The organism is Streptomyces sp. NL15-2K (genome assembly GCF_030551255.1).
Lineage (GTDB): Bacteria > Actinomycetota > Actinomycetes > Streptomycetales > Streptomycetaceae > Streptomyces.
The window spans coordinates 3,119,999-3,146,394 of sequence record NZ_CP130630.1; the positions used below are offsets into that span (position 1 = coordinate 3,119,999).

General features: G+C 71.0%; 30 protein-coding genes. 20 read left to right on the forward strand and 10 right to left on the reverse strand.

Annotated features, from left to right (window positions below):
• Positions 1–8: 8 nt before the first annotated feature.
• Entirely contained in the window at positions 9–197 is a 189-nt protein-coding gene (locus Q4V64_RS13590; RefSeq protein WP_124442874.1) for a hypothetical protein, read from the forward strand.
• Here Q4V64_RS13590 and Q4V64_RS13595 read toward each other — a convergent pair.
• Entirely contained in the window at positions 178–666 is a 489-nt protein-coding gene (locus tag Q4V64_RS13595; protein ID WP_172629418.1) for a GNAT family N-acetyltransferase, read from the reverse strand. The two genes, Q4V64_RS13590 and Q4V64_RS13595, sit on opposite strands and share 20 nt — an antisense overlap.
• 73 nt (positions 667–739) lie before the next feature.
• On the opposite strand from Q4V64_RS13595, the gene Q4V64_RS13600 reads away from it, so the two are divergent.
• The gene (locus Q4V64_RS13600) at positions 740–1,636 is read left to right on the forward strand and encodes a TIGR01777 family oxidoreductase (protein ID WP_124442872.1); all 897 of its coding nucleotides are present in this window, start codon (positions 740–742) and stop codon (positions 1,634–1,636) included.
• Positions 1,637–1,816: 180 nt separating this feature from the next.
• A complete protein-coding gene (locus tag Q4V64_RS13605) occupies positions 1,817–3,292 on the forward strand; it encodes an NAD(P)/FAD-dependent oxidoreductase (protein WP_124442871.1) in 1,476 nt (491 codons plus the stop codon).
• Between the two features lie 68 nt (positions 3,293–3,360).
• On the opposite strand, the gene Q4V64_RS13610 is transcribed toward Q4V64_RS13605, so the two are convergent.
• Positions 3,361–4,797, reverse strand: coding sequence for a regulator (locus Q4V64_RS13610; protein ID WP_124442870.1), 1,437 nt, complete (start codon positions 4,795–4,797; stop codon positions 3,361–3,363).
• A 297-nt stretch (positions 4,798–5,094) separates the two neighbouring features.
• On the opposite strand from Q4V64_RS13610, the gene lipB reads away from it, so the two are divergent.
• The 4 genes from lipB to Q4V64_RS13630 all read left to right on the forward strand — a co-directional run bounded on the left by lipB (position 5,095) and on the right by Q4V64_RS13630 (position 8,506).
• Entirely contained in the window at positions 5,095–5,892 is a 798-nt protein-coding gene (lipB, locus tag Q4V64_RS13615; protein WP_124442869.1) for a lipoyl(octanoyl) transferase LipB, read from the forward strand.
• 393 nt (positions 5,893–6,285) lie between these two features.
• Complete coding sequence (lipA, locus tag Q4V64_RS13620) at positions 6,286–7,251, forward strand: lipoyl synthase (RefSeq protein WP_124442868.1); 966 nt, start codon at positions 6,286–6,288, stop codon at positions 7,249–7,251.
• A 282-nt stretch (positions 7,252–7,533) separates the two neighbouring features.
• Positions 7,534–7,734, forward strand: coding sequence for a hypothetical protein (locus Q4V64_RS13625; RefSeq protein ID WP_124442867.1), 201 nt, complete (start codon positions 7,534–7,536; stop codon positions 7,732–7,734).
• A gap of 70 nt (positions 7,735–7,804) precedes the next feature.
• Positions 7,805–8,506: a DUF4191 domain-containing protein gene (locus Q4V64_RS13630; protein WP_124442866.1), complete on the forward strand. Its 702-nt coding sequence runs from the start codon at positions 7,805–7,807 to the stop codon at positions 8,504–8,506.
• A gap of 106 nt (positions 8,507–8,612) precedes the next feature.
• Here the strand turns inward: Q4V64_RS13630 and Q4V64_RS13635 are convergent, their stop codons facing one another.
• A complete protein-coding gene (locus Q4V64_RS13635) occupies positions 8,613–9,080 on the reverse strand; it encodes an RDD family protein (protein ID WP_124442865.1) in 468 nt (155 codons plus the stop codon).
• 199 nt (positions 9,081–9,279) lie between these two features.
• Here Q4V64_RS13635 and glnA point away from each other — a divergent pair, with 199 nt between their 5' ends.
• The 4 genes from glnA (at position 9,280) to Q4V64_RS13655 (ending at position 12,700) form a co-directional block, all read left to right on the forward strand.
• Complete coding sequence (gene glnA, locus Q4V64_RS13640; RefSeq protein ID WP_124442864.1) at positions 9,280–10,689, forward strand: type I glutamate--ammonia ligase; 1,410 nt, start codon at positions 9,280–9,282, stop codon at positions 10,687–10,689.
• A gap of 130 nt (positions 10,690–10,819) precedes the next feature.
• On the forward strand, positions 10,820–11,077 hold the full coding sequence (locus Q4V64_RS13645; RefSeq protein WP_124442863.1) for a hypothetical protein: 258 nt from the start codon (positions 10,820–10,822) through the stop codon (positions 11,075–11,077).
• Between the two features lie 115 nt (positions 11,078–11,192).
• Positions 11,193–12,113, forward strand: a complete 921-nt coding sequence (gene htpX, locus Q4V64_RS13650; RefSeq protein WP_124442862.1) for a zinc metalloprotease HtpX — start codon at positions 11,193–11,195, stop codon at positions 12,111–12,113.
• Positions 12,114–12,115: 2 nt separating this feature from the next.
• Entirely contained in the window at positions 12,116–12,700 is a 585-nt protein-coding gene (locus Q4V64_RS13655) for a hypothetical protein (protein WP_124442861.1), read from the forward strand.
• Between the two features lie 41 nt (positions 12,701–12,741).
• Here the strand turns inward: Q4V64_RS13655 and Q4V64_RS13660 are convergent, their stop codons facing one another.
• The 5 genes from Q4V64_RS13660 to Q4V64_RS13680 form a co-directional block, all read right to left on the reverse strand.
• The gene (locus Q4V64_RS13660; RefSeq protein WP_124442860.1) at positions 12,742–13,032 is read right to left on the reverse strand and encodes a hypothetical protein; all 291 of its coding nucleotides are present in this window, start codon (positions 13,030–13,032) and stop codon (positions 12,742–12,744) included.
• Between the two features lie 229 nt (positions 13,033–13,261).
• Positions 13,262–13,819 carry an XRE family transcriptional regulator gene (locus Q4V64_RS13665; protein ID WP_124442859.1) on the reverse strand — a complete coding sequence of 186 codons (558 nt, stop codon included), beginning with the start codon at positions 13,817–13,819 and terminating at the stop codon, positions 13,262–13,264.
• 7 nt (positions 13,820–13,826) lie between these two features.
• The gene (locus tag Q4V64_RS13670; protein WP_124442858.1) at positions 13,827–16,028 is read right to left on the reverse strand and encodes a helix-turn-helix transcriptional regulator; all 2,202 of its coding nucleotides are present in this window, start codon (positions 16,026–16,028) and stop codon (positions 13,827–13,829) included.
• Positions 16,029–16,177: 149 nt separating this feature from the next.
• The gene (locus Q4V64_RS13675) at positions 16,178–16,492 is read right to left on the reverse strand and encodes a hypothetical protein (protein WP_124442943.1); all 315 of its coding nucleotides are present in this window, start codon (positions 16,490–16,492) and stop codon (positions 16,178–16,180) included.
• Between the two features lie 134 nt (positions 16,493–16,626).
• Positions 16,627–16,941, reverse strand: coding sequence for a hypothetical protein (locus Q4V64_RS13680; RefSeq protein WP_124442857.1), 315 nt, complete (start codon positions 16,939–16,941; stop codon positions 16,627–16,629).
• Between the two features lie 175 nt (positions 16,942–17,116).
• Here Q4V64_RS13680 and Q4V64_RS13685 point away from each other — a divergent pair, with 175 nt between their 5' ends.
• The gene (locus tag Q4V64_RS13685; protein WP_124442856.1) at positions 17,117–17,485 is read left to right on the forward strand and encodes an arsenate reductase family protein; all 369 of its coding nucleotides are present in this window, start codon (positions 17,117–17,119) and stop codon (positions 17,483–17,485) included.
• 127 nt (positions 17,486–17,612) lie between these two features.
• Positions 17,613–18,242 (forward strand): hypothetical protein, encoded by a 630-nt coding sequence (locus Q4V64_RS13690; protein ID WP_124442855.1) that lies wholly within the window; start codon positions 17,613–17,615, stop codon positions 18,240–18,242.
• Positions 18,243–18,245: 3 nt separating this feature from the next.
• Here the strand turns inward: Q4V64_RS13690 and Q4V64_RS13695 are convergent, their stop codons facing one another.
• Positions 18,246–19,058 carry an alpha/beta fold hydrolase gene (locus tag Q4V64_RS13695; RefSeq protein WP_253267237.1) on the reverse strand — a complete coding sequence of 271 codons (813 nt, stop codon included), beginning with the start codon at positions 19,056–19,058 and terminating at the stop codon, positions 18,246–18,248.
• A gap of 127 nt (positions 19,059–19,185) precedes the next feature.
• Between Q4V64_RS13695 and Q4V64_RS13700 the strand changes: the two genes are divergently transcribed.
• Positions 19,186–19,635 carry a MarR family transcriptional regulator gene (locus tag Q4V64_RS13700; RefSeq protein WP_124442853.1) on the forward strand — a complete coding sequence of 150 codons (450 nt, stop codon included), beginning with the start codon at positions 19,186–19,188 and terminating at the stop codon, positions 19,633–19,635.
• Positions 19,636–19,967: 332 nt separating this feature from the next.
• A complete protein-coding gene (gene glnII / locus Q4V64_RS13705; protein ID WP_124442852.1) occupies positions 19,968–20,996 on the forward strand; it encodes a glutamine synthetase in 1,029 nt (342 codons plus the stop codon).
• Positions 20,997–21,073: 77 nt separating this feature from the next.
• On the opposite strand, the gene Q4V64_RS13710 is transcribed toward glnII, so the two are convergent.
• A complete protein-coding gene (locus tag Q4V64_RS13710) occupies positions 21,074–22,291 on the reverse strand; it encodes an IS30 family transposase (RefSeq protein WP_348540796.1) in 1,218 nt (405 codons plus the stop codon).
• 137 nt (positions 22,292–22,428) lie between these two features.
• On the opposite strand from Q4V64_RS13710, the gene Q4V64_RS13715 reads away from it, so the two are divergent.
• The 5 genes from Q4V64_RS13715 (at position 22,429) to Q4V64_RS13735 (ending at position 26,247) form a co-directional block, all read left to right on the forward strand.
• Positions 22,429–22,551, forward strand: coding sequence for a hypothetical protein (locus tag Q4V64_RS13715; protein ID WP_301184559.1), 123 nt, complete (start codon positions 22,429–22,431; stop codon positions 22,549–22,551).
• Positions 22,552–22,631: 80 nt separating this feature from the next.
• On the forward strand, positions 22,632–23,198 hold the full coding sequence (locus Q4V64_RS13720; RefSeq protein ID WP_124442731.1) for a winged helix-turn-helix domain-containing protein: 567 nt from the start codon (positions 22,632–22,634) through the stop codon (positions 23,196–23,198).
• 60 nt (positions 23,199–23,258) lie between these two features.
• On the forward strand, positions 23,259–24,335 hold the full coding sequence (locus Q4V64_RS13725; RefSeq protein WP_124442732.1) for an NAD-dependent epimerase/dehydratase family protein: 1,077 nt from the start codon (positions 23,259–23,261) through the stop codon (positions 24,333–24,335).
• Positions 24,332–25,609: a sensor histidine kinase gene (locus Q4V64_RS13730; RefSeq protein WP_124442733.1), complete on the forward strand. Its 1,278-nt coding sequence runs from the start codon at positions 24,332–24,334 to the stop codon at positions 25,607–25,609. Before Q4V64_RS13725 ends, Q4V64_RS13730 begins: the two co-directional genes overlap by 4 nt.
• Positions 25,594–26,247: a response regulator transcription factor gene (locus Q4V64_RS13735; RefSeq protein WP_124442734.1), complete on the forward strand. Its 654-nt coding sequence runs from the start codon at positions 25,594–25,596 to the stop codon at positions 26,245–26,247. The genes Q4V64_RS13730 and Q4V64_RS13735 overlap by 16 nt, the downstream gene beginning before the upstream one ends.
• Positions 26,248–26,396 lie beyond the last annotated feature (149 nt).

The window sequence follows — 26,396 nt, forward strand, 5'->3', positions numbered from 1 at the left end:
GTGACCTCATGTCACGTGCGCTCTTTCTGGCCTCGCTGTTCGCCACCGCCGCCCCGGTCCGGGACTCCGGTGTCCGTGGCTGGGTGCTCGCCGGTTTCGCCACGGCGGCGGTGGTGGCGGGGGTGCCGCTCTACGTGGTGGTGCGCAGACGCCGTACGACCGCGGCGGCCGAGCAGGTCAGAGACTGCGCCCCATGAGCACGTCGTCGACGTACTCGCCGTTCAGCAGGAACTCCTCGGGCAGGACGCCCTCCACCACGAAACCCTCGGACTCGTAGAGCCTGCGGGCCGGGGCGTTGTGCCCCAGGACGCGCAGGGTGATGCGGCGCGCTCCGTGCCGCCGTGACTCCTCCTGCGCGGCCCGCAGCAGTGCCCGGGCGACCCCGGCGCCGCGCGCCTCGTCGGCGACGGCGAGGCCCTGGATCGCGCGCACGTGGGTGTTGCAGGCGAGCGACGTCGGGTAGCCCAGCCGGATGAAGCCGACGACGCTCCCGTCGAGCTCCGCGACGAGGTGGTCCCGCGGCCCGTACCGCTCGTTGAAGAAGGGCTCGTACGGCGGCTGGGGCCGCGGTTGGACTGCGTGCAGCGGGGACCAGGTGTCGCGGTCGAGACGTCCCAGGGCGTCCTCGTCGTCGGCGGTGGCGTGGCGTATGTACAGATCCGGCATGACGATCACCCTACGACGGCGGTTCCGGGACCCCTACGGGGATTTCCGCGGCCGCTGAGCAAGGATGGTGGTCATGGAACGTTCCCGAATCGCGGTGGCCGGCGCCTCAGGTCTCATCGGCAGCGCCCTCGTGCGGTCCTTGACGGCGGACGGGCACCAGGTGGTGCGGCTGGTGCGCCGGGACCCCCGGACGCCGGACGAGGTCCGCTGGGACCCCCAGCGGAAGTACGTCGACACGGCCGGGCTCGCCGGGTGCGACGCCGTGGTCAATCTGGCCGGGGCGAGCGTGGGCTCGCGCCGCTGGACGGACGCCTACAAGGCGAGGCTCCGGGACAGCCGGGTGCTGGGCACGGCGGCCCTCGCCGAGGCCGTCGCGGCGCTGGACGAGCCGCCGCGGGTGTTCGTGAACGGCAGCGCGATCGGCTACTACGGCGAGACCGGCGACCGGGCCGTCGACGAGGACGCGCCACCCGGCGAGGGCTTCCTGCCCGAGCTGTGCGTGGAGTGGGAGGGAGCCGCGGCGCCGGCCCAGGAGGCGGGCGTACGGACGGTGTTCCCGCGGACAGGTCTGGTGGTGGCCCGTGGGGGCGGGGCCTGGGGGCGGCTGTTTCCGCTGTTCAAGGCGGGGCTCGGCGGGCGGATGGGCGACGGGCGGCAGTACTGGTCGTTCGTCTCGCTGCACGACGAGGTGGCGGCGATCCGCCATCTCATGGACACCGAGGGCCTCGCGGGGCCCTTCAACGTGACCGCCCCGCATCCGCTGACGAACCGTGAGATCACCGCCGCGATGGGGCGCGTGCTGCGCCGGCCGACGCTGTTCACGGTGCCCGCGCCCGTGCTGCGGGGGGTGCTCGGCGAGCTGGCCGGGGATGTGCTCGGGAGTCAACGGGTCTTGCCGATGCGGCTGTTGGAGTCGGGGTTCACCTTCGCGTTTCCGGAGATCGAGGGGGCGATCCGGGCCGCGTTGTGACCCTTGAGGCCGCTTTCGTGACTCGCCGCGTCCGTATGCGACCGGCGTGCGACCGTGCCCTGTCCATGCGCGACTCCCCCTGACCGATCACGGCCCTACCCTCGTGCCGAACTCGGGTATCCCCGGAGGCAGTTGGGGGCATCACGTCTCCACCGGCCGCGCAACCTCGAGGAGGGGCACGTGCTTGAGCCCGCGTACCAGGCGGACGTCGTGATCGTGGGAGCCGGGGTCGCCGGGCTCTCCGCGGCGCATCGGCTGACCAGCGCAGGAGTGACGACCGCGGTGCTGGAGGCCGCCCCGTGCGTGGGCGGCCGCATGTCGACCGAGAAGGTCGACGGATTCCGGCTCGACCGCATCGGGCAGCTGCTGTCCACGGCGTACCCCGAACTACGGCTGACACCCGGGCTGGACGGGCTGGTTCTGCGCCCGTTCGCGCCGGGGGTCCTGCTGCACAGCGACGGCCGCCACCACCGCGCGGGCGGGCCGGCGAACGCAGGGAGCGCGAGGGGCGCACTCCATGCGGTGCGCGCCCTGGCGAGCGCCCCTCGGCCGGGCGCGGGGCCGCGGGGCCGGATGGTGCCTCGCCCGGTGTCCGGGGTCAGGGGCCGGAGCGTCCCCTGGCCGGGATCAGGGCCCAGGAGCCGAAGCCTGCCCGTCACGGCCACCGCTCCCGGGACCGCCCGCACCGCTCCCCGGGGAACGGCCCCGCTCGGCACCGCCGTCGACCAGGCCCGCCTCGGCGCCTCGCTCTCCCGGCTGGCGAACACGCCCCTGGAGCGCCTCCTGACCCGCCCCGAACTGCCCGCCGGACAGGCCCTCGCCGCCCGGGGTGTGCCCGCCCGCACGATCGACGGCTTCCTGCGCCCGCTGCTCGCCGCCCTGCTGTGCGACCCGGAGCTGTCCACGTCCAGCCGCTGCGCGGACCTCGCGCTGCGTGCCTTCGCGCGCGGGCGGCTGTGCGTGCCGGAGGGCGGCGCCGAGACCCTGCCGGAGCTGCTCGCGCGGACACTGCCGCCGGGCACCGTGCAAACCGGCGTCCGGGTCACCGCGGTCTCCACGACATCCGTGACCACCGCCGAGCACGGCGAGATCCGCTGCCGGGCCGTCCTGCTCGCGACCGACGCCCGGGCCGCCGCCGAGCTGCTGCCCGGCCTTCGCGTGCCGGACTTCCACCCGGTGACGGTGGTGCACCACACGACGGACGAGCCGCCGGCGACGGGCGCGTCCCTGCTGCTCGACGCCGACCGGGGCGGCCCGGTCGCGCACACTGCGGTGGCCAGCCGGGTCGACCCGTCCCGCGCACCCGCGGGCCGCACCCTGGTCTCGTCGACGGTCCTCGGCCCGCCCCCGCCCGACCTCGACACGGCCGTACGCATGCACCTGTCCCGCCTCTACGGCACCTCCACCCGGCGCTGGGAGACCCTCGCCGTGCACCACACCGCCGAGGCGGTACCCGCGATGCGCCCACCGCACGACCTGCGCCGTCCGGTACGGCTGCTGGCGGGCCTGTACGTGTGCGGCGACCACCGGGACACCAGCACCGTGCAAGGGGCGCTGCACTCGGCCCACCGGGCCGCCTCGGCGATCCTGGCGGACCTGGGAGCGGCGGGCTCGATGCACGTGGCCGACCCGTTGCCGACGGTCCGGGCGGCTTAGGGGTCCTCGCGCTATGAGCGCGCGCCCCGGGCGGGCATGGCGCAAGGACCCCTCAGGGACGACAGGCCCTATCCGAAGGCCGCCACCTTGTCCCGGTAGCCCCGTACCGGTGCCGCGTCCTTGTACGGCTCCAGCCTGCGCTCGAAGTCCCGTACGTACTCGATCGCCCGGACCGAGCGCATCTCCGCCGCCTGGCCGGCCGCCTCGGCGCCGAGCGCGCAGGCCTGGTCGAGTTCGCCCAGGCCGAGGCGGGCGGAGGCGAGGACGACACGGCAGAAGAGGCGGCTGCGGGCGTAGGTGGGGGCGCGCAGTTGCAGGGAGCGTTCCGCGTGCTGGGCGGCGGAGCGGAACTGCTGGAGGTCCCGGTGGCAGTGCCCGAAATCGTCGGCGAGCTGCGCCTCGTCGAAGAACCGCGCCCAGTGCGGGACCTCGTCACCGGGCCGGGCGGCCTCCAGGGCGCGCTCGGCCCTCACCAGCGAGCCGGTGCAGGCCCGCACCTCGCCGAGCACCCCGTGCCCACGCGCCTCGACCGCGTGCAGCAGCGCCTGGACGACGGGCGGGGCGTTGTTGCCGACGCCCTGCTGGGCCACCCGCGCGAGCTGCACGGCCTCGCGCCCGTGCCCGAGATAGACGGCCTGGCGGCTCATGGTGACGAGGACGTAACTGCCGTACGCCCGGTCCCCGGCCGCCTGCGCGAGCCGCAGCGCCTGCACGAAGTAGCGCTGGGCGAGGCCGTGCGCGGCGATGTCGTACGACGTCCAGCCCGCGAGCCGCGTCAGGTCGGCGGCCGCCGCGAACAGGCGGCGGCCCGTCTGCTCGCCGTAGGCGCCCCGCAGCATCGGCTCGCACTCGTGCTCCAGGTAGCGCACCAGGGCCTGGCGGGCGTGGCCGCCGCCGTACATGTCGTCCAGGGAGCGGAACAGCTCGCCGACCGAGCGGAGGGCGGAGATGTCACCGCCGGTGACCTTGTGTCCGGGGCCGCGTTCGGCCTGGCCGCGCTGCCGGGGCACCGCCGGGCGGCCCTGGGCGGGGACGCGGGCGGGGGGTTCGCCGCGGGCGACCTTGTCGTCGGGGCGGCCGATCAGCCAGTCGCGGCTGGGGACGACCAGGCCGGCCGGAGTGAAGGCGATCTTGCGGAGCTCGGCATGGCTGCCGGAGTCCTTGCGCCACAGCCCGCTGACGATGTCGACGGCTTCTTCGGGGGTGGCGGCGAATTCGAGGCCCGCGTAGACCGGGGCGCAGGCGTCCAGGCCCAGGTCCTGGGCGGTCAGGCGGCGGCCGAGGCGGCGGGTGAAGACCTCGGCGATGAGGGCGGGGGTGGTGCCGCGGGGCTGCTGCCCGCGCAGCCACCGGGTCACGGAGGTCTTGTCGTATCTCAGATCAAGCCCGTGTTCGAGACCGAGCTGGTCCACGCGACGGGCGAGTCCCGCGTTGGAGAACCCCGCTTCTGCGATGAGCGCGGCGAGCTGGCGGTTGGGGGTGCGCTGCGCGGGTCGTTCCGTCATCTGCGGTGCGGTCTCCTGCCTTCGGGCCTCGCGGAGGCCCTGTGGTGCCTGCGGTGCCCGGATTGCCTGTGAGCAGCCCTTATGGCCTCGTGAACGGCGCGAATGTAGCTGAGCGTAAGCAGTCGATCGCACACTTCGACGTTCATTCATCCGATCGTGTGAGGATTGCTGGGCGAGGCTGACGCAGGCGTTCCGGATGTCACCCGGACGGGCCACTCATGCGAGCGGTCGTACAGCCAGTCGTACAGTGGCGTAGGCACCCTTCGTGCCTTACGACCTTCTAGGGAGGCGCTTGCCGTGAGTGAGTTGCGGTTCGTCCGCATGGGGTTCGGTCCGGACGCCGTCGAGTACCAGGAGGCGTGGGACGAGCAGCGCCGGGTGCACGCGGCGCGCTTCGCCGACGAGGTCCCCGACACCTTGCTGCTCCTGGAGCATCCGCCGGTCTACACGGCCGGCCGGCGCACGGCGGACAACGAGCGCCCCCTCGACGGCACGCCGGTCATCGACGTGGACCGCGGCGGCAAGATCACCTGGCACGGCCCGGGCCAGCTGGTGGGCTACCCGATCCAGAAGCTGCCGCGCCCGGTGGACGTCGTCGCGCACGTACGGCGACTGGAGGAGGCTCTGCTGCGTACGTGCGCGGAGTTCGGTGTGGAGACGACCCGGGTCGAGGGCCGCAGTGGGGTGTGGGTGCTGGGCGACCCGGTCGAGCAGCGCCCGGCGCTCGGTGGGCTCGCCCTGGACTTCGATCCCCGCCTGCACGACGACGAGTTCGACCCGCGGCTGAACGGGCCGGAGTACGCGCCCTCCAACGCCGGCCAGCGGCGCGAGGACCGCAAGATCGCGGCGATCGGGATCCGGGTGGCCAAGGGCGTCACCATGCACGGCTTCTCGCTGAACGTGAACCCCGACAACGTGTGGTTCGACCGGATCATCCCGTGCGGGATTCGTGACGCGGGGGTCACGTCGCTGGCGAACGAGCTGGGCCGGGACGTGACGATCGCCGAGGTGCTGCCGGTTGTGGAGCGGCACCTTCGGGATGTGCTGGAGAACGCGGAGCTGAGGCCGCGGGTGGTGGAGCGGGCGTCGGCGTAGCACGCCGGTGGGGGGCGCGGGGTGTTCCTCGCCCCCGCCGCCCCTACCCGTCCCATCCCCAGGGGCTCCGCCCCTTCGACCCCGCCAGGGGGCTGCGCCCCCTGAACCCCCGCGGGGCTCCGCCCCTGCACGCCGGACGGGGTAGGAGGTGGCTGACCGGCGCTCATCACTGCACGCCCGACGGGGTGGATGTGGTGCGCCTCTCGACCAACCGAGACGGGTGGTGGGTGGGCAAAGGCCCGGGGGTCTGGGGGCGGAGCCCCCAGCGAACGCCCACGCCGACGCCGGGCGCGGGAATGGCCCACGGTTCCGCAAGGTTGCCCACCCCGGGGACCGAAAACGCACGGGCGTACCCTGGTGTACGCCGAAGAATCGAAGCTACAGGGAGCCGACGTGTCCGCAGTCGCACCCGACGGACGCAAGATGCTGCGCCTGGAGGTCCGTAACAGTCAGACCCCCATCGAGCGCAAGCCCGAGTGGATCAAGACCCGGGCGAAAATGGGTCCCGAGTACACGAAGATGCAGAACCTCGTGAAGAGCGAGGGCCTGCACACCGTCTGCCAGGAAGCCGGCTGTCCCAACATCTACGAGTGCTGGGAAGACCGCGAGGCCACGTTCCTCATCGGCGGCGACCAGTGCACGCGGCGCTGCGACTTCTGCCAGATCGACACCGGCAAGCCCGAGGCGCTGGACCGGGACGAGCCCCGGCGCGTGGGCGAGTCCGTGGTCACGATGGACCTGAACTACGCCACCATCACCGGTGTCGCGCGCGACGACCTCCCGGACGGCGGCGCCTGGCTGTACGCCGAGACGGTCCGGCAGATCCACGAGCAGACCGCCGGCCGCGAGGCCGGGCGCACCAAGGTCGAGCTCCTCGCCCCGGACTTCAACGCCGTACCGGATCTGCTCGAAGAGGTCTTCGCCTCCCGCCCCGAGGTCTTCGCGCACAACGTCGAGACGGTCCCCCGGATCTTCAAGCGCATCCGCCCCGGCTTCCGCTACGACCGCTCGCTGAAGGTCATCACCGAGGCCCGCGACTACGGCCTGGTCACCAAGTCCAATCTGATCCTCGGCATGGGCGAGACCCGCGAGGAGATCAGCGAGGCGCTCCGGCAGCTGCACGACGCCGGCTGCGAGCTGGTCACCATCACGCAGTACCTCCGCCCGAGCGTGCGCCACCACCCCGTGGAGCGCTGGGTGAAGCCGCACGAGTTCGTGGAGCTTAAGCAGGAGGCCGAGGAGATCGGTTTCTCGGGCGTGATGTCCGGCCCGCTGGTCCGGTCCTCGTACCGCGCCGGGCGGCTGTACCAGATGGCCGTGGAGAAGCGCGACTCCTATGTGGCCTCGCAGGCCGTGTGACCTGCCTGACAAACCGTCGCCCTCCTCGCCCAGCGGGGAGCGACGCAAGCGTGTGAATTCGCGCACAAGAAACTACTCGCCGGTAGCGGCCGATACGACGCGGCCCTGACCGTCCTCGCAGATGAGGGCGTACGTCAGGGCCGCGTCCGTTTTGGGGGGCGCCGCATCAAGGCTTCATTGGTGTTTGACCGGTCGGTCATGCCCTGGTAACACCAATCAGTGACCCTGAAATCACGCCACGTACACCCATACCCAAAGCGGTATCGAGGGGGGACCTCCATCATGCAGGCCGCGCCCGTTCGCGCCACAGCCATTCCGTCCGTCACCGACGCACTCCGTGCCGTCGAGTCCCTGCTCATGAGCAGCGGTCAGCGCACGGCCCGCCGCAACGCCTGGACGTCCGTACTGGAGGACCGCCGCCGCGCCAAGGACAGGGTCGAGGCCCAGCGCGTGCTCGAGCAGACCTTCGCCACCCCCTCCTGAATCCCGCCCTCCCCTTCCCCGGCGGGCACTGCCGTCGTCCGCGCTCCCGGGGCCACGTAGACTTCGTCGCATGGCGAGGAAGGAAACTGCAGCGGACGCTGCTAACCCCGGGCGACTGAAGCAGATCGCCCTGACCTACAAGATGACCCGCAGGGCCGACAAGAAGATCGGTCTTGTACTCGCGGCAGTCGGAATCGTCACCTTCGGTGTCTTCCTCGCGATCGGTTTCTTGATCGGTCACCCCATCTATCTCGGCATTCTGGGCCTCCTGCTCGCCTTCCTCGCGTCGGCGATCGTGTTCGGGCGCCGGGCCGAGCGAGCGGCCTTCGGGCAGATGGAGGGCCAGCCGGGCGCGGCCGCGGCGGTACTCGACAATGTCGGCCGGGGGTGGACCACGACCCCCGCGGTGGCGATGAACCGCAGTCAGGACGTGGTGCACCGGGCCGTCGGCAAAGCAGGCATCGTCCTGGTCGCCGAGGGCAACCCGAACCGCGTGAAGAGCCTGCTGGCCGCCGAGAAGCGGAAGATGAACCGGATCGTCGCGGACGTGCCGGTGCACGATCTGGTCGTCGGCACGGGCGAGGGACAGGTCGAGCTGAAGAAGCTGCGCACGACCATGCTGAAGCTGCCGCGCGTGCTGACCGGTCCGCAGGTGACCGCCACCAATGACCGGCTGCGGGCCATGGGCGACCTGATGAGCAACATGCCGCTGCCGAAGGGGCCGATGCCGAAGGGCATGAAGCTGCCGAAGGGCGGACCGAAGGCCCGCTGACTCCGCTCTACGACGAAGGGGGCGCCCGGTCGACACCCGGGCGCCCCCTTCGTCGTAGAGCCCCTTAGATTCGTCGTAGAGCCCCTTAGATTCGTCGTAGAGCCCCTTAGATGCGCACTTCCACGGTGCGAGCCAGCCGGTCGTGCAGGCCCCGGCCGTCGCGGTCCCAGATCAGCGCCGGGAGCGCGAGGCACAACAGGACCGTGCGCAGCAGGGCGCGCAGGGGGTTGACCGTGCCGGTGTCCAGGGCGGCCACGCGCAGGCCGAAGAGGCGCTTGCCGGGGGTGAAGCCGATCGTGCCGAGCGTCAGGACGCTCATCACGAAGAAGATCAGCAGCGCCCAGTTGGACGACGTCTGGTCATAGCTCTGAGTGATCAATTGGGATGCAATCAGAGCGCTCATTCCCCAGTCCACGGCCAGTGCGCCGAGGCGCCGTCCCGGGCGGGCGATCGAACCCGGCCCGTCCTCCGGCAGGCCGAGCTGCTCGCCCCGGTATCCGAAGTCCACACCCGCTTCCTCGGCCGCCGCGCGGGGGCCCGAGAGCCACGATCCGATTGCTTCCCTCTTGTCCACGCGTCCACGGTACTGCGCCCGTTTCGCGATACGGACAGGTGGGGTGCGCAGTACGATGTCCGGTTAACGTGCACGAAACAAATGGGTCACGCTTGAGAAATCACCCGTCCCTAGGGTCGAGGTCAGCGTGTGCCACCGCACTGGCCGCACGAACGAACTACCACCCCGGCAAGGAACGGCCGGGAGTAGGAGGAGCTGGATGTTCCAGAACGCCGACGAGGCCAAGAAGTTCATCGCGGACGAGGACGTCAAGTTCATCGACGTCCGCTTCTGCGACCTGCCGGGCGTCATGCAGCACTTCACGGTGCCCGTCGAGGCGTTCGACCCGGACGACGAGCTCGCCTTCGACGGATCCTCGATCCGTGGATTCCAGGCCATTCACGAGTCCGACATGGCGCTGCGCGCGGACCTGTCGACCGCCCGGGTCGACCCCTTCCGCCGCGACAAGACGCTGAACATCAACTTCTTCATCCACGACCCGATCACCGGCGAGCAGTACAGCCGTGACCCGCGCAACGTGGCGAAGAAGGCCGAGGCCTACCTCGCCTCCACCGGGATCGCCGACACCGCGTACTTCGGCCCCGAGGCCGAGTTCTACGTGTTCGACAGCGTGCGCTTCGCCACCACGTCGAACGAGTCCTTCTACCACATCGACTCCGAGGCGGGCGCCTGGAACACCGGTGCGCTGGAGGACAACCGCGGTTACAAGGTCCGCTACAAGGGCGGCTACTTCCCGGTCCCGCCGGTCGACCACTTCGCCGACCTGCGCGCCGAGATCTCCCTGGAGCTGGGCAAGGCCGGCCTCCAGGTCGAGCGCCAGCACCACGAGGTGGGCACCGCCGGCCAGGCCGAGATCAACTACAAGTTCAACACGCTGCTGCACGCCGCCGACGACCTGCAGCTCTTCAAGTACATCGTGAAGAACGTCGCCTGGCGCAACGGCAAGACCGCGACCTTCATGCCGAAGCCGATCTTCGGTGACAACGGCTCGGGCATGCACGTCCACCAGTCGCTGTGGGCGAACGGCGAGCCGCTCTTCTACGACGAGCAGGGCTACGCCGGCCTGTCGGACACCGCCCGCTTCTACATCGGCGGCATCCTCAAGCACGCCCCGTCGCTGCTGGCCTTCACCAACCCGACGGTGAACTCGTACCACCGCCTGGTGCCGGGCTTCGAGGCGCCGGTGAACCTGGTGTACTCGCAGCGCAACCGCTCCGCCGCGATGCGTATCCCGATCACCGGCTCGAACCCGAAGGCCAAGCGCGTCGAGTTCCGTGCCCCGGACTCGTCCGGCAACCCGTACCTGGCCTTCTCGGCGCTGATGCTGGCCGGCCTGGACGGCATCAAGAACAAGATCGAGCCGGCCGAGCCGATCGACAAGGACCTGTACGAGCTGGCTCCCGAGGAGCACGCGGGCGTCCCGCAGGTCCCGACCTCCCTCCCGGCCGTCCTCGACTCCCTCGAGGCCGACCACGAGTTCCTCCTCCAGGGCGACGTCTTCACGCCGGACCTGATCGAGACGTGGATCGACTACAAGCGCACGAACGAGATCGCGCCGCTGCAGCTGCGTCCGCACCCGCACGAGTTCGAGCTCTACTTCGACGTGTGATCGGACCACGCGTGACCGACGCGTGAGTCACGCGTGAGCCCAGTCCGGCGCCCCCGTTCCTGTTTCTCAGGGCGGGGGCGCCGTCGTATTCTGGTACTGCTGTTCGACACTGATGGCGGGGGTTACGGGAATGTCCGAACAGGACGACGCTGAGCGGGAGTTCGACCTCAAGTGGGCCGACAAGGCCGAGCACAAGGAGCCCTCCGCGCGGGCCCGGATGCTGGCCGCGCGCTGGAAGGAGAACCCGCCCGCGCCGCAACCCTTCCGCGCCGACCCCGACCCGGTGAAGCCGCGCCGGTCGTCGTGGATATCGACGGCCATCGTGCTCGGCAGCGTGGCGGCGATCATCCTGCTGCTGGGGTACGCGAACTTCCGCTCCCCGTACTAGAGCCGCTGCAACCGTGAGTCTTTGCTGGTCCTAGGGCTGATCGCGACCGCCTCATGGGAAGGGACGGGTGCACACTGGGCAGTGGGGCGAGTGCCTGACTGCGGGGTGATGCAAGATGCAGAGCCGCTTCCGAAGCGATCGCGGCCTGACCGTGCGCATGACGGTCACGCTGTTCCTGCTCGGACTCCTGTACGTGGCCTTCATGGCCGCGTTGATCGTGTTGCTGAAGTCGTGGGTGCTGGTCGTCGTGATCGCGGCGGCGATGCTCGGCGCGCAGTACTGGTTCTCCGACCGGATCGCGCTGTTCGCGATGCGCGGGCGCGTGGTGGAGCGCGAGGAGTATCCCGAGCTGCACGCGGTGGTCGACCGGCTGTGCGCGATCGCCGACATGCCCAAGCCGGTGGTCGCCGTGTCGGAGATGGACATGCCGAACGCGTTCGCGACCGGCCGGAATCCCGACAACGCCGTCGTCTGCGTGACCACCGGTCTGCTACGGCGGCTGGACCCCGCGGAGCTGGAGGGCGTGCTCGCGCACGAGCTGTCGCACGTGGCGCACAAGGACGTCGCCGTGATCACGATCGCGTCCTTCCTGGGCGTGATCGCGGGGCTGATCGTGCGGTTCGCCTTCTACTCGCAGCTGTTCGGCGGCGGGCGGCGGGACCAGAACACCGCCGTCGTCTTCGCCGCCGTGATGGGCGTGTCGGCGGCCGTGTACGCGATCAGCTTCCTGCTGATCCGGGCCCTGTCCCGGTACCGGGAGCTGGCGGCTGACCGGGCGGCGGCGCTGCTCACCGGCCGTCCCTCGGCACTGGCGTCCGCGCTGACCAAGGTCTCGGGCGACATCGCCCGGATCCCGACCAAGGACCTGCGGACCGCGCAGGCCTTCAACGCCTTCTACTTCACCCCGGCGCTGGGCTCCGAGCCGGGCATCGCGCACCTCTTCTCGACCCACCCGAGCCTGGAGCAGCGGCTGGAACAGCTCGGGCGCATCTCCGGCGAGCTGGGCGAGGCGGCCACCCCGGGGAGGGCGGACTGAGCATGGGGCTGCTGGACATCCTGCTCGGGCGGACGAAACCGGTCGCGCCCGACCTCGACCAGCTCTTCGCGCTGCCGTCGGCGGCGGTGACCCTGGAGGCGGCCGCCTCCTTCACCCCGACCGGGCGGGGCGCGGTGTGCTTCGCCACGGTCGAGGGCGCCGCCTTCGAACAGACGCACCGCGAGGTCCAGGCCCTGCTGGACGCGGACATCGACCGCGAAGGACCTCCGGTGGAGCTGCGGCGGGACGCCTACGGGTACTCGTGGCTGGTGTCGGAGCGCACACCCGACCAACTGCCGCTCCTGGTCAACGACCTGCACGCGGTGAACAGTTCGATGGAGGTCAACGGCTTCGGCCCGCAACTGCTGTGCTCACTGGCCGGCTTCACGGACCCGGAAGGCCGTCGGCTCGCGCTGGTCTACCTCTACAAGCGCGGCTCCTTCTACCCGTTCGCGCCGCTGCCCGGCGAGGCGCAGCGGCGCGACAACGCGCTGGAACTGAGGGTGAAGGCGGCGCTCGCGAACGACCTGCGCATCGAGCAGGACCTCAACCGCTGGTTCCCGGTGTGGGGCGCCCCCGGTCTGTGACGAGGGGCGGCCCTACGGGTCGAGGGCCGGCCCTACAGGTCTCACTTGCCCTTCTCGCGGGCCTGCCGACGGGACTCGAAGGGGCGCTCGCGGCGGTAGCGGCGCTCCCACTTGGCCTGCCGGTCACGGCGGTCGCGGTACGCGCGGTAGTCGCCGGGCACGGGCCCCGAGGCTCCACCCGACGATGCTCCTCCCGAGGAGGACGTCGAGGACGCGCCGCGCCCGTACTGCACGTACAGGAAGAGCACGGCGACGGCGGCGAGCCACCAGACGTGGTTTCCGAATCCCAGAACGACCAGGACGACGGTCCCGGATATGACGATGGTGCCCATGACGGGCCTCCGTGGGCGTGGGTTGGTCCGAGCGGTGATCGGTGCGGTGTCCTGGCGGGCGCTTGGGGAGGGCGTCCGGCCGACGGTGCGTAGAGAGTAGCCCCCGGTCCGCAGGGCGGTGCCGATCCTGCGGGAAGCGGTGTGGCTGACTCCGCAACGCTTGTCCAGCGTAGGGAGGCGGTCACTCCGGGTGCATCTTGTTTTTCCCGGGGAGGCGGCGGACCAGTACCTACAGGTCGAAGTCGAGGTGCTCGATGTCGGTGAAGCGGACCTCCTCCAGTTGGCCGGCGCGGCGGCCGCCGTCCTGGAAGTAGACCTCCTTGAGTGCTTCGGCGGCGATCTCCCGCAGCCGCTGGTCGGTGGCGCCCTGCTCCTGGGCGTCGAAGAGGCGGGCGGCGTACTGCGGCGGCAGCGCGACCGTCAGGTGCCGGAGGCGGTCCTCATCGGTGGAGCCGATCGGGGCGGTGTAGCCGATGCGGGCGCGGGTGTCGATGACGATGCCGCCGGTGGTCGCCGCCCGTTCCTTGGCCTTGGCGCGGATCTGCGGCTGCCACCGCTTCTTCACCTCGGCTTCCATGCGGGCGGCGAGGTCCGGGCGCGGCTTCTTGATCTGGTCCCTCACGTACCGCTCGACGGTGCGCTGGGAGATCCGCAGCATCTGGGCGACGGCCCTGGTGCCCTTGAGCTGCTTGACCAGGTACCTCATCCGCGCGCCGGCCGACTTCGGGATCGGGCGGGTGAACGCCTTCTGCACCGCCTGTTCCAGGCCGTCCCCGAACATGCTCATCGCCTGGCTACTCCCCGCTGTCCTGGTCGGTGACGGTGCCGTCCTTGATGTACCGGGCGAGGTTGAGCTCCGGTGCGTCGAACTGCTCGCGGACGCCCTCGCCCCACAGCACGCTCTGGGTGCCCTCCCACTTGACCAGGCCCGGGTTCACGCCGAGTTTGAAGCCGCCCGGCAGCGGCTTGCCGTCCCGGTAGGGCAGGAAGTCCAGCGGCGATTCGCCGTCGACCGCGTACACGGCGCAGTCGGAGAGGATCGCGACCGGGTACTGGCCGGTGAAGGCGGCGTGCTTGAGGATCTTGCGGTGCATGTTGACCCGCGTGCGGGAGATGACGGCGGCGCGGATGTCCGGGCGCCACGTCGGCCGGGCCAGCGCCCGCCACGGCTCGCCGGGCCGCCAGCCCTCGCCCCGTGGCCGCTCGCGCAGCTTGCCGAGGCCCCCCTTGACGGTCGCCTTGATCGCGGACACCACGATCGCCAGTTCCGGGTCGCGCTGCCGGTAGCCGTCCATCGCCTTCAGGAAGTCCTCCGGCGACAGGTCGGCGGGCACCCCGAGGTCGGCCATGGTGGCGATGTACGCGTCGCGCAGGCGGTTGTACCAGGCGTCCAGGTAGCGGCCGTTGTCGTAGCGCACCCACGCCTGAACCGGGCGCACTTCGTACCCGAGCTCCACCGCGTAGGCGACGGTCGGCGTCGCGTACCAGGCCGGCCCCTCGGGCCGCTCGCCCTTCGGTGTGAACGGACTGGGCAACAGCTCGCTGTCCAACTCCGCCCACTCCTTGCCGACCTTCACCCGCGACAGGTCGACGTGGGAGAGGTCGACCAGCCACGAGCCGGGCAGCTTCGGGTCGAACACCGGCTGCTTGATGGGCGTCGGCTTGCCGAGGCCGACGACCAGGCCGTTCGCTCCGGCGGCGAAGGCCATGTTCACGTCGATGCCCACCAGGTTCCGGCGCAGGCATTCGGCGTCGGTGAGCGGACGCGCCCAGTCGTACGCCTCCTCGAACAGCTTCTCCGCCGGGCCGCGGATGTGGAAGCGCGGCAGGTTCTTCAGCAGCGGATGCCCGTCGGGCGCCTCACACGGCGCGCAGTCCACCGGGTCCTTGCCCAGGCTGCCGGGGTTGTGCTCGGAGTGCCGTTTGCCGTCGGCGTCGGGCTCGGAGGCGCGGGTCGGCGGGTGCAGCGCGGTCATCAGCTCCAGGCCCGTGACGGCGGTGGAGCCGCGCGGCGTCATCACCCGGGACGCGTACGTGCCCAGGAGCCGGGCGAGTTCCGCCGGCGGAAGCTGCCCGGCCTCGCCCCAGTGGCGGGTGTCGAGCGCGTGCCATGACGGGATACACAGCTGCACGCAGTTCCGCTCCGAGCCCTGCGCCGGGCGGTAGATCCGCGCCCACGGTCCGAACCCGCGCTTCGTCAGCTTCCACTCCGCGCGCGCCAGTTGCTTGATGACCTTGTGGCCCTCCGGGATCCGCCCGGCAAGCCGCTCCTCCTCGGTGAGGGCGACCGGCAGACCGTAGCGCTCCAGCGCGGATTCGGTGAGTACGAGCAGCGGGTCGGCGTCCTTGCCCGGCCCGGACAGCTTCGGCTGCCCCAGCCTCGCCTCCTTGAGGGTCCAGTCGACCAGGGACGGGAGGGACTTGGCGGGTACGTCCAGGACCAGGCCGCCGACGCAGTACGCGAGGACCTGGCCGTCCGCGACGTCGACGACCGCGAGCGGCCCGTTCCCGAAACGCGGGTCGGCGCCGTCTGCCGGGGTGTTGGCGGGAGCGGCCTTCTTCGCACCCGGGCGGCGCGACGCGGCGGTCGGGGCCGTGGTGGCGGGGTGGGGGCGGATGTTCTCGGCAGCGGTCACGGCCGCTGCCTCGGGCGCCGGGGCCGCGGACGATGTCCGCGCTTGCGTCGCCGGGGCGGGCGCGCCGGTGGAGGTCTCGGGCGCCGCCGTGTCCTGCCCGGGCGCGCCGGCGTTGGGGTCGGCGGGATAGAGCTCCGCGAGCTTGTTCAGCAGCCGCGCGTACGCGTCACGCTCCGGCGGCCGCGGCTCCGTCTTGCCGGACTCCCAGCCACTGACCGTGGCGCGGCGGACCTTCAGCGCCGCGGACACCTCGTCCAGCGTCAGGCCGTGCGCCTGTCGCAGCCGCTTGCGTTCCACCGGCGGCGGCAGCGGGGACCGGGATGCGACCAACGCGTCGACCGCGTCGAACAACTCGGACATTCGACACCTCCTGCCCACACCCTAGCCCCTTAAGCGTACGGACAGCGCATATTTCCCGTACGCATTGCGTACGTAGCGCGTGCTGCGAGGAGTGAGGCGACACCGCGTCCTATGCGACACCGTGTCCTATGCGACGCCGACGCCGTGTCCTATGCGGTGCCGGGACCGTCGAGGAGCCGAAGCAGCACGGCGGCCTCCGCACGGAGCCGAGCGGCGCGGTCGGCATGCGCGGTCAACCGCGCCGCCGCCTCCAGTCGCTCGGCGGCCTCGGCGCGTACGACATCGACCACATGACGCTCGCTCAGCTCACGCCGCGCCGCTTCGGTGACGCCGACACCGACCGGCGACTGCTCGAGGGCCAAGCCGCGGAGGTCGGCGTCGTCCACCGGCACCGCCTCAGCGTTGTCCAGGGCGGCAAGCGTTGCGCACAGTGCGCTCACCGCGGCCTTGTCACGGGCGCGCATCGCTTCCGGCAGTGCTTGACGCATACGAAGACGTAAGGACATGCCGGTGACCTTATGGCCGTACCTCCGGACTCACAACGCGAGTTCCGAAAGTGCCGGGCACCCCGAAACACAGGGCACCCGGCACAACCGGCTCAGCGCGAGTAACGCATGAACGCCCGCACCATGTGGCACGTCGTGTCCGACGGCGGGTGGACGCCGATCATCTCCGCCGTGCTCCGGATCGTCTCGTTGCGGGCCTGGTTGGGCACGTACACGCCCGAGTCGAGCAGGGCGATCGCGAGGCGCATCGCCTTGAGGCGGCGGTTGTGAGTGACGTACCACTCACGCGGCCGCCCCGGCGGCAGCGGCCGCTTCTCCATGGGCGCGTACGGCATGTCGAGCAGGACGGGGCGCTTCGCGGTGGACTGGGTGGGCAACGGCTTCGACTTCAGAGCGGCAGCGGGCACAGGCATCCTCCTGTCGCGGTCAGGGCGCCGGCCCGGGGACTTCGGCGACCCCGGCGACACCCTCGAACACTGCTTCTATTCTACTGCCCGGCACTGACAATCGCCCCTGGCCACAAGGGCTTTCGGGGGTACTGTGACGCAGGTGGAGGACGGGTTTTCGCGTACCGTTGGCGGCATGGAAATCTGGATCAATCCGGCCTGCTCGAAGTGCCGCAGCGCGATCGAACTCCTCGACGCCGAGGGCGCGGACTACACCGTCCGCCGCTATCTGGAGGACGTACCGAGCGAGGACGAGATCCGGGACGTGCTGGAGCGGCTTGGTCTCGAACCGTGGGACATCACCCGCACCCAGGAGGCCGTCGCCAAGGAGCTCGGAGTGAAGGAGTGGCCGCGGGACGAATCCTCGCGCGACCGCTGGGTCAAGGCCCTCGCCGAACATCCGAAGCTGATCCAGCGGCCGATCATCACGGCGGACGACGGTACGGCGGTGGTGGGCCGCACCGACGAAGCCGTTCGGGATGCAGCGTCCCGAGTTGAGAGCTGACGATCCCTCACACCCCCACACCAATATGTGACGCAGGTTACTTCGTTGACTCCTGTAACCGCTGAGTAACTTCGTTCGGTATCTCGTACATAGCGGCGTACGCTCCCCGACCTCTCAGGAGACGCGCATGTCGCGCAGGAGAACACTCGGCACGAGAAAGAAGGCCGCGCTGCTGGTCGGCGCGGCGGCGGTCGCGGGAGGCGGTGCCTTCGTCATGGCGAGCACCTCGAACGCCGCGGGGCCGCAGTCCGCGGCGGACTCGGCCGTCTGCCAGGGGCTCGCCACCGCGCTCGGCAACAACCAGAAGTTCATCGACGGTCAGCGGGCCGCTCCGGACGCGCAGTCCGAGGCCAGGATCGCCAACCGCGAGGCGGTCATCGCGGAGATCCAGCGCAAGCAGGAGGCGTCCGGATGCGTGGTCGGGGAGTCGGCTCAGGACTCCCAGGCCGCGCAGCCCTCGCAGGCGGCCGAAGCCGCGCAGCCCCCGACGAGCGCCCCCGCGGCCACCGGTGAGCAGGTGTGCGACGGCTCGACCGTCACCCTGTCCGGCGAGGGCGGCGCCCCGGCCGCGTCCAGCAACCAGTTCCCGGCCGGTACGAAGCTGAAGGTCACCAACCTGGACAACGACAAGTCCACGACGGTGGAGGTCACTTCGGTCTCCGGCAGTTGCGCGCTGCTCAACAACGCGGCCTTCGAACAGGTCCGTGAGCCCGGCAAGTTCCTGATCCGCCGGGCCGTGATCGAGAAGGTGGGGTGAGGCTCACAGATCGAGGAAATCGCTGAGGTGGCGGGCCAGTTCGGGGGGTGCGGTCTGCGGCACCGCGTGGTGGGACACACCGGGCAGTACGTCTGTCTCGACCCGCGGCAGCAGCGCATCCGCCCGCTTCGCCACCTCGTACGTGTCTTGGTCATGAGTCCTGCTGTTCCCGGCCAGGAGCAGCAGGACCGGCACGTCCAGTCCGCGCAGCGCGTCCGGGGCCGGGCGCGGGCCGGTCACCGGCTTGGCGGAGGGGAAGCCGGCGGCCGCCTCCTGGAGCCGGAGCCAGTCCGGGTCCAGGGCCGCTCCCCCGGTCTCCCACTCCAGGAAGGCGCGGACGCGGCGCGGCGTGGGCCGCAACAGCATCGGCAGGGCGTGCAGCAGGTACGCCGCCTTGAACCCGGCGAAGCACTGGGTCGGGTCCAGGAGGAACAGGCGGCGCACACGGGTGGGCGCGCGCAGGGCGTAGTGCAGGGCGATCCAGGCGCCGTACGAGTGCCCACCGAGGTCGGCCTCCGCGATGCCGAGGCCGTCGAGGAGGGCGTCCAGCCAGTCGGCCAGGTCGGCGACCGTGCGGGGGTGACGGCCGGGGGCCGGTTCGCTGCGGCCCGGGGCGCCGATCAGGTCGACGGCGTAAAGACGGCGGGTGCGGGTGAGGTCGGCGGCCTGGGCGTACCAGGACGCGGAGGTCGCTCCCCCGCCGCCCGGCAGGAGGACGAGCGGGGGCGCGTCGGCGGGGCCGCACACGTTGACGTACGTGGTGCCGAACGGCGTGGGAACGCTCACCGCCTCCCGCCCGGCCGGCCACTTGGCCATGACCTTGTCGTACGCGGCCCGGAAGCCGTCGATGTCGTACACACCTCGGACGCCCACGAGTGACCACTCCCCTATTATCTCGCCCAGCGAGATACTCGGTGAGCGAGATGATAGCCGGAGGAAGGCCATGCCGAACCAGGGACCCGAGATGGAAATCGTCCATCTGCTGCGGGCGGTGACCGTCGAACTGGGCCTGCACAGTGCGCGCTTCGCGAACCGCAACGCCATGCATCCGACGGACGTCCGCGCCTTGATCGCCCTCATGGACGCCTCGCGCGCGGGTGAGGAGATGACCGCCGGGCGGCTCGGGGCCGTGCTCGGGCTGAACTCGGCGGGGACGACCGCGCTGGTCGACCGGCTGGAGCGGGCCGGGCATGTGCGGCGGGTGCGCGGCGAGCGGGACCGGCGGAAGGTCGTGATCGAGGTGAGCGAGGGCGCCGTGGAACTCGGGTGGGACTTCTTCGGTCCCCTGATCGGACGGGCGGTGGACCTGCTTCAGGGGTACGACGAGCGGGAACTCGCCGCGATCCGGGGGTTCCTGGGCGGGATGCGGGAGGCGGCGGCCGAGGGGGAGTGATCCCCGCGCCGGGTCGTCATTCCCCTCGCATTCCCCTCCATTCCCCTCGCATTCCCATCGCATACGAGCTGCCCCGCCGTCCGGTTCCGCGGGTGCCCACAGGGCCGGTCACCGGCTCTGTGGCCTCTCACTCTGCCGCACCCCTCCCCGCAAGCACCCTCACAGCGTGAATCGCAGCACAGAACCACCAGGTAACACGGGGTTCACATTCGAGCAATGGCCGGGAAATCGCCTGTTGACAGGCTCGCGGGCGACAAGCGCGGCGTTTCAGTGCCGCAGCGCCGCAGCACCCGCAAGTGCGCCTAGAGACCCACCCCCGAAGGATGTGGCCCGTGACCTTCAAGGCTGAGTACATCTGGATCGACGGCACCGAGCCGACGGCCAAGCTCCGTTCCAAGACGAAGATAATGGCCGGTGACGCCAAGGGTGCGGAGCTGCCGATCTGGGGCTTCGACGGGTCCTCCACGAACCAGGCCGAGGGCCACGCCTCGGACTGCGTGCTCAAGCCGGTCTTCTCCTGTCCCGACCCGATCCGTGGCGGCGACGACATCCTCGTCCTGTGCGAGGTCCTCAACATCGACATGACGCCGCACGAGTCCAACACGCGTGCCGCGCTCACCGAGGTCGCCGAGAAGTTCGCCTCCCAGGAGCCGATCTTCGGCATCGAGCAGGAGTACACCTTCTTCAAGGACGGCTACCCGCTCGGCTTCCCCAAGGGTGGCTTCCCGGCCCCGCAGGGCGGCTACTACTGCGGTGTCGGCGCGGACGAGATCTTCGGCCGTGACATCGTCGAGGCGCACTTGGAGAACTGCCTCAAGGCGGGTCTCGCCATCTCCGGCATCAACGCCGAGGTCATGCCCGGCCAGTGGGAGTTCCAGGTCGGCCCGGTCTCCCCGCTGGAGGTCTCCGACCACCTGTGGGTGGCCCGCTGGCTGCTCTACCGCACCGCCGAGGACTTCGGCGTCGCCGCCACCCTGGACCCGAAGCCGGTGAAGGGCGACTGGAACGGCGCCGGTGCGCACACCAACTTCTCCACCAAGGCGATGCGCGAGGGCTACGACGCGATCATCACCGCGGCCGAGTCGCTGGGTGAGGGCTCGAAGCCGCTCGACCACGTCAAGAACTACGGCGCCGGCATCGACGACCGTCTGACCGGTCTGCACGAGACCGCCCCGTGGAACGAGTACTCGTACGGTGTCTCGAACCGTGGTGCCTCGGTCCGTATCCCGTGGCAGGTCGAGAAGGACGGCAAGGGCTACATCGAGGACCGCCGTCCGAACGCCAACGTCGACCCGTACGTGGTGACCCGGCTGATCGTCGACACCTGCTGCTCCGCGCTGGAGAAGGCCGGCCAGGTCTGATCCCGCCCCACGGCTCGTCGAGGGGGCGCCCACCAGGGGCGGTTTCTAGGTGTCGTCGCAACACGTGGTTGTGTTGATCAGGCGGTGAGCAGTTTATGCAGGCGCTCGGCTGGGGTTTCCCGGCCGAGCGTTTTGCGTGGGCGGCCGTTCAGCTCGGCGGCGACGGCGTCGAGGTGCTCGCGGGTGTGGACGGCGAGGTCGGTGCCCTTGGGGAAGTACTGCCGGAGCAGGCCGTTGGTGTTCTCGTTCGAGCCGCGCTGCCAGGGGCTGGCCGGATCGCAGAAGTAGACCGGGACGTCGGTGGCGATGGTGAACGCGCCGTGGCTGCCCATTTCCGAGCCCTGGTCCCACGTCAGGGACCGTCGCAGGTGGGACGGCAGGGTCCGGACCGTGGTGACCAGCGCGTCGCGAACGCTCTCGGCGCCGTGGTCGCCGGGCAGATGCAGGAGCATGACGTAGCGGGTGGCCCGCTCGACCAGGGTACCGATCGCCGACTTTCCGTCCTTGCCGATGATGAGATCGCCCTCCCAGTGCCCGGGGACCGCCCGGTCCTCGGCTTCGGCCGGACGCTCGCTGATCATGACCATCGGGGTGGCGAACCGGGGCCGGCGCTGCTGGGCCTGGCGGCGAGGTCTGCGCCGGGCGCGTCCGGTGCGCAGGGCGCGGGCCAGTTCGCGGCGCAGCTCACCCCGGCCCTGGACGTAGAGGGCCTGGTAGACCGTCTCGTGGACCACGTGCATCTCCGGCCGCTGGGGAAACCGTGCCCGCAGAGCCTGACAGATCTGCTCCGGGCTCCACCGTAGGTCCAGGTGGTCCTGGATGAAGTTGCGCAGCTGCGGGTTCTGGCCGATCTTCCCGGGCTTCGGACGGGGCCGGCGGGCATCGGCACGGGCCTGGGCCGCGTGCGGGCGGTACTGGCCGCCCGTCGGGTGACGGTTGCGGCGGATCTCCCGGCTGACCGTCGACGGGCTGCGGCCCAGCTCCGCGGCTATCGCCCGCACGGTCGCCTTCTCCCGCAGCCGGTCGGCGATGTGAATGCGGTCTTCCTCGCGCAGGTACCGGGACGGCCCGCAGGGCGCTGCCACCGCGTTGATCGGTGGCAGCGCCTTCCGGTTACCGTATGCCTGACGACCGTTGCGCCACTTCTGGCCGGTCCGGCGGTCGATCCCGACGATCCGGCACGCTTCCCGGTTGCTCACACCCTGCTGCATGAGCCGGGAGTATGCCTCCCGCTCCCTGGCGAGCTTCTTCCTGCCCTGAGGCCTCTCCCGGTCCTTACGGATCTCGAAGTCCATCGCACCCCTTGAACTGGGGTGTTGCAACGACTCCTAGAACCCAAGAGGACGGTGGGCGCCCCCTCGCGTGTGTCATGGGTGCGTCCAAGCAGTGAGAGAAGGTCCACCGGGAGGAGCGCGTCTGCTTCAATGGGGGCATGGCCAGCTTCCAGAAGATCTCCGCGACGGGTCGCCGTGACCTCGAGCCCTTCTGGCCCTCCCGTCAGCACCACGACTTCGACCGGGAGTGTTGTCGCGCGGTGAACGCGCCGGCCCTCTAAAGCCACTCCTCGGCCTTCGGCCGGCGCGCAACGACGTACGTCCCCTGACGAACCTCTCGCGCGAAAAGAGCTGACCCCTCATGGCGACCACTCGCTCCCTCCCCTCCACCGCACCCCTGAACGCCCCCGCCCGGCACCGGCTGCGGGCCGTCGACCGGGACGAGGTGGTGAACGTCGCGGACTTCCTGCCGCCGGGCGCCACCTTGCTGCCCGCGCCCCCGCACACCCTGCCCACCCTGCCGGGCCGGCCGCCGATGGTCGGGTACCTGGTGCTGGTCCCGGCCGACCAGCAGCCGCCGTTCGCGCCGCCGGCGGTGCCCGAGCGGCCGGAGACGGGTGCCGGGGCCGCCGACGACCCGCTCGTGCGGGTCGACACCGCGCAGCGCACCGCCGAGGTCGACGGGCGCGAACTCGACCTCACCTACCTGGAGTTCGAGCTGCTCGCCCACCTCGTCACCCACCCCTACCGGGTGTACAGCCGCGACCAGTTGGTCACCACGGTGTGGGGGTACGGACATGTGGGCGACGGCCGTACCGTCGACGTCCACATCGCCCGCCTGCGCCGCAAGCTGGGCGCCGAGCACCGGAAGGCGATCCAGACCGTACGCCGGGTCGGGTACAAGTACGCGCCGCCGACGGGGCGTTGACCCTCTGCCGACGGCAGAATCCCGTTCCGTGCCGCCGTCCGGGCGGGCAGAGTCACCGGCATGAGACTTCTGCTGCTGGGTGGGACCGAGTTCGTGGGACGGGCCGTCGCCGAGGCGGCCCTCGGGCGCGGCTGGGAGGTGACCGTCTTCCACCGGGGACGGCACGCGCCGCCCGCCGGTGTGCGGTCGCTGCACGGAGACCGCACCGCGCCCGACGGGCTCGCCGCCCTCGCGGAGGGGGAATGGGACGCCGTCGTCGACACCTGGTCGGCGGCGCCCCGCGCCGTACGGGACACGGCGCGGCTGCTGCGGGGCCGCGCCGGGCGGTACGTGTACGTGTCGAGCAGCTCGGTGTACGAGTGGCCCCGGCCCGCCGGATACGACGAGGACGCGCCCCTGGTGGAGGGCGCCCTGGCCGGCGCCGAGCAGACCGACTACGCCCGGGACAAGCGGGGCGGCGAGCTGGCCGCCGTGGAGGCCTTCGGCGCGGACCGTTCGCTGCTCGTGCGGGCCGGGCTGATCCTCGGGCCGTACGAGAACGTCGGGCGGCTGCCGTGGTGGCTGGGCAGGATGGCCCGCGGTGGGCCCGTCCTGGCGCCCGGCCCACGCGACCTGCCCCTCCAATACGTCGATGTCCGTGACCTCGCCGCGTGGATCCTCGGTGCGGTGGAGCGGGAGTTGAGCGGACCGTACAACCTCATCAGCCCGCGGGGGCACGCCACCATGGGCACCCTGCTCGACGCCTGCGTGCGCGCCACCGGCGGTCCGGCCGAGCTGCGGTGGACCGACCCGGACGTGATCCTTGAGGCGGGCATCGAGCCGTGGGTCCAGCTGCCGGTGTGGGTACCGCCGGACAGCGACCTGCACGACGCCCTGCACACCGCGGACGTCTCCCGCGCGCTGGCGACGGGACTGGACTGCCGGCCCGTCGCCGACACCGTGACCGATACCTGGAAGTGGCTGAAGGGCATCGGCGGTACGGCCCCACAGCGGCCGGACCGGACGGCCAAGGGCCTCGATCCGGAGGTGGAGGCGAAGGTGCTGGCGAGCGGCGGAGGTGTACCTGGCACCACCCCCCTGATCCGGAGTCCAAACCCCGTGCCCCCCACCGCCCCCTCGGCGAGACTGACGCCATGACGACCATCGAGACGAAGAGCGGCAGCGGTTCCACCAGGGTGCGGGGGGTAGGGCTCGCGGCGGTACGAGGGCTCGGGCTGGCGCTGGTGTTATTGCCGGGGACGGTGCTCTGTTTCACGCTCTCCCTGGTGTCCATGGCGTTGATACCGATCGGGATCGGGCTCGTGACCACGCCGTGGGTGCTGGCCGGAGTGCGGGCGTTCGCGGACTGGCGGCGAGTGCTGGCCGCGCAGTGGTGCGGAGTGAAGATCCCCACGGCCTACCGGCCGATCCCCGAGGACGCCAATCCGTGGACGCGTACGTTCGCGCTGCTGCGCGACCCGGCGACCTGGCGGGATCTGAGGTGGCTGCCGGTCGACATGACGGCGGGCTTCCTCACCGCGCTGCTGCCGGCCCTGCTGTTGTTCTACCCGCTGGAGGGGTTCGCGCTCGCGGCCGGGCTGTGGCGGGTCTTCCCCGACGGGTACTGGTACGGGTTCGTGCCGGTGACCGGGCAGGCCTCCGCGCTGGCCGCCGGCGCCCTGGGCCTGGTCATCGTCTTCTTCGCCCACTTCCTCACCCCGCGGCTGCTGGAGGGCCACTTCCGCCTCACCCGGGCCGTCCTCACCGCCGGCCAGGGCGAACTGGCCGAGCGGGTGCGGGTGCTGACCGAGACCCGGCGGGACGCCGTGGACACCTCCGCCGCCGAACTGCGGCGCATCGAGCGGGACCTGCACGACGGGGCGCAGGCCCGGCTGGTCGCCATGGGCATGGACCTCGGCACCATCGAGGTGCTCCTCGACAAGGATCCCGAGCAGGCCAGGCGGCTGCTCGCACAGGCCCGTCAGTCCTCCGTGGACGCCCTGACCGAGCTGCGGGAACTCGTCCGCGGCATCCATCCGCCGGTGCTCGCCGAGCGCGGACTGGGCGACGCCGTCAAGGCGTTGGCGCTGCGGCTGCCGGTGGCCACGGAGGTGAACGTGGAGCTGTCCGGCCGGGCGGAGGCGCCGGTGGAGTCGGCCGCGTACTTCGCCGTCAGCGAGGTGCTGACCAACGCGGTCAAGCACGGACACGCCGACCGGATCTGGATCGACCTGCACCACGCCGAAGAAGGCGGCGGCATGCTGCGGATCTCGGTCACCGACAACGGCAAGGGCGGCGCGGTGATCGGGGCAGGTTCGGGCCTGGCCGGGATCGAGCGGCGACTGGGTACATTCGACGGCGTCCTGGCCGTCAGCAGCCCCGCGGGCGGCCCCACCATGGTCACCCTGGAGATCCCTTGCGCGTTGTCCTAGCCGAAGACCTGTTCCTGCTGCGCGACGGACTCGTCCGGCTCCTTCAAGCCCACGACTTCGAGATCGCCGCGGCCGTCGAGAGCGGCCCCGAGCTGACCGCCGCGCTGGCGGAGTTACGGCCGGACGTCGCCGTGGTCGACGTCCGGCTGCCGCCCACCCACACCGACGAGGGGCTGCAGTGCGCGCTGAACGCCCGGCGGGACAGACCCGGCCTGCCGGTGCTCGTCCTGTCGCAGCACGTGGAGCAGCTGTACGCGCGTGAACTGCTCGCCGACGGCAGCGGCGGGGTCGGCTATCTGCTCAAGGACCGGGTGTTCGACGCGGAGCAGTTCGTGGACGCCGTACGAAGGGTGGCGGCGGGCGGTACGGCGATGGACCCGCAGGTGATCCAGCAGCTGCTGTCCCGGCGGGCGGCCGGCGACCGGCCCCTGGGGCGGCTGACCCCGCGCGAGCTGGAGGTGCTGGAGCTGATGGCGCAGGGCCGGTCCAACGCGGCGATCGCCGAGAAGCTCGTCGTCACGGAACGGGCGATCGCCAAACACACCTCCAACATCTTCAGCAAACTGGGCCTGGAGGTGTCGGACGACGACAACCGTCGCGTCCTGGCGGTTCTCGCCTATCTGGACCAGGACCGCTGAAATCGGGCCCCGGATCCCGCACATGCCGTAAGGGATCAACAACTCGCGGTATTTCCTGTGCAGTTGGGACCGAATTGTCTCGCGAATCTCTCACCAATTCCTGAGACGGCTGAACACCCGTGGGACGGCTTCCGTACTGAGGGGAGCCG

Coding starts and splice junctions, on each gene's coding strand:
- Q4V64_RS13660 (WP_124442860.1), bottom strand. CDS start 13,032: ATGGGCACCATCGTCATATCCGGGACCGTCGTCCTGGTCGTTCTGGGA.
- Q4V64_RS13665 (WP_124442859.1), bottom strand. CDS start 13,819: ATGAGCATGTTCGGGGACGGCCTGGAACAGGCGGTGCAGAAGGCGTTC.
- Q4V64_RS13715 (WP_301184559.1), top strand. CDS start 22,429: ATGGCCAGCTTCCAGAAGATCTCCGCGACGGGTCGCCGTGACCTCGAG.
- Q4V64_RS13700 (WP_124442853.1), top strand. CDS start 19,186: ATGCCGAACCAGGGACCCGAGATGGAAATCGTCCATCTGCTGCGGGCG.
- htpX (WP_124442862.1), top strand. CDS start 11,193: ATGCAGAGCCGCTTCCGAAGCGATCGCGGCCTGACCGTGCGCATGACG.
- Q4V64_RS13670 (WP_124442858.1), bottom strand. CDS start 16,028: ATGTCCGAGTTGTTCGACGCGGTCGACGCGTTGGTCGCATCCCGGTCC.
- Q4V64_RS13695 (WP_253267237.1), bottom strand. CDS start 19,058: ATGGCCAAGTGGCCGGCCGGGCGGGAGGCGGTGAGCGTTCCCACGCCG.
- Q4V64_RS13730 (WP_124442733.1), top strand. CDS start 24,332: ATGACGACCATCGAGACGAAGAGCGGCAGCGGTTCCACCAGGGTGCGG.
- Q4V64_RS13675 (WP_124442943.1), bottom strand. CDS start 16,492: ATGCGCGCCCGTGACAAGGCCGCGGTGAGCGCACTGTGCGCAACGCTT.
- glnA (WP_124442864.1), top strand. CDS start 9,280: ATGTTCCAGAACGCCGACGAGGCCAAGAAGTTCATCGCGGACGAGGAC.
- Q4V64_RS13685 (WP_124442856.1), top strand. CDS start 17,117: ATGGAAATCTGGATCAATCCGGCCTGCTCGAAGTGCCGCAGCGCGATC.
- Q4V64_RS13590 (WP_124442874.1), top strand. CDS start 9: ATGTCACGTGCGCTCTTTCTGGCCTCGCTGTTCGCCACCGCCGCCCCG.
- Q4V64_RS13625 (WP_124442867.1), top strand. CDS start 7,534: ATGCAGGCCGCGCCCGTTCGCGCCACAGCCATTCCGTCCGTCACCGAC.
- Q4V64_RS13645 (WP_124442863.1), top strand. CDS start 10,820: ATGTCCGAACAGGACGACGCTGAGCGGGAGTTCGACCTCAAGTGGGCC.
- Q4V64_RS13630 (WP_124442866.1), top strand. CDS start 7,805: ATGGCGAGGAAGGAAACTGCAGCGGACGCTGCTAACCCCGGGCGACTG.
- Q4V64_RS13600 (WP_124442872.1), top strand. CDS start 740: ATGGAACGTTCCCGAATCGCGGTGGCCGGCGCCTCAGGTCTCATCGGC.
- Q4V64_RS13725 (WP_124442732.1), top strand. CDS start 23,259: ATGAGACTTCTGCTGCTGGGTGGGACCGAGTTCGTGGGACGGGCCGTC.
- Q4V64_RS13595 (WP_172629418.1), bottom strand. CDS start 666: ATGCCGGATCTGTACATACGCCACGCCACCGCCGACGACGAGGACGCC.
- Q4V64_RS13710 (WP_348540796.1), bottom strand. CDS start 22,291: ATGGACTTCGAGATCCGTAAGGACCGGGAGAGGCCTCAGGGCAGGAAG.
- Q4V64_RS13720 (WP_124442731.1), top strand. CDS start 22,632: ATGGCGACCACTCGCTCCCTCCCCTCCACCGCACCCCTGAACGCCCCC.
- Q4V64_RS13690 (WP_124442855.1), top strand. CDS start 17,613: ATGTCGCGCAGGAGAACACTCGGCACGAGAAAGAAGGCCGCGCTGCTG.
- Q4V64_RS13655 (WP_124442861.1), top strand. CDS start 12,116: ATGGGGCTGCTGGACATCCTGCTCGGGCGGACGAAACCGGTCGCGCCC.
- Q4V64_RS13610 (WP_124442870.1), bottom strand. CDS start 4,797: ATGACGGAACGACCCGCGCAGCGCACCCCCAACCGCCAGCTCGCCGCG.